Here is an 812-nt window from a genome sequence, read left to right on the forward strand (position 1 = left end):
CGTGGAAGGCTCGGTCACGAACCTGACGCAGCAACTGGACGGCGGCAGCGTCGGCCTGGTGCAGCAGGACGCGACCAGCAAGGTCATCACGGTGGCCAGGGGCCTGGACGGCACGACGGTGGACTTCAGTGGCACCGATGGCGCGCGCACGCTGAGCGGCGTGGCCGAAGGTGCGATTGCTGCGGGCAGCAAGGAAGCCGTCAACGGCAGCCAGCTGTATGCGAACTCGGCGAGCGTCGCCGCGGGTCTGGGTGGCGGCTCGGCCGTGAACGCGGATGGCACGATCAGCGCACCGAGCTACAGCGTGGGTGGTACGACGGTGCATAGCGTAGGCGATGCCGTCACCAACCTGGATGACCGGGTGACGGAGAACACCACGGACATCACGAAGCTGCAGACGCAGGTGGGCGATGTCGGCACGCAACTGTCGGGCGCGGTGCAGTACGACCGTCACGCTGACGGCTCGGTGAACTTCGGTTCCGTGACGCTCGGCGGAAGCCTGAGCGCAGGCCCGGTGATCCTGAGCAATGTGGCGAACGGCACGAGCCAGTATGACGCGGTGAACTTCGGCCAGCTCTCGGCGTTGCAGGACCAGGTGACGGATCTCGACGGGCAGGTGAAGGATTTCGGTTCCCAGCTGTCGAACATTCAGCCGGTCACCCCGGATGTTTCGTCGCCGGACCGCAACAATGACGCAGTGGCCAATGCGGCGACGCCGGGTACCGGTGTGGGCAGCACCGTGGCCGGGGCAAACGCCAGTGCAACAGCAGACAACGCGGTGGCAGTGGGCTCAAATGCGGCGGCAACCGGCG

1 pseudogene is annotated in these 812 nt (G+C 66.6%); it reads left to right on the plus strand.

The features are described 5' to 3' along the window. Window positions 1–812 (plus strand): annotated as a pseudogene (locus tag F6X42_RS42945) (YadA-like family protein); the annotation flags it as partial.

Source organism: Paraburkholderia podalyriae (assembly GCF_014397785.1).
In the GTDB taxonomy this organism is placed as follows: Bacteria; Pseudomonadota; Gammaproteobacteria; order Burkholderiales; family Burkholderiaceae; genus Paraburkholderia; species Paraburkholderia podalyriae.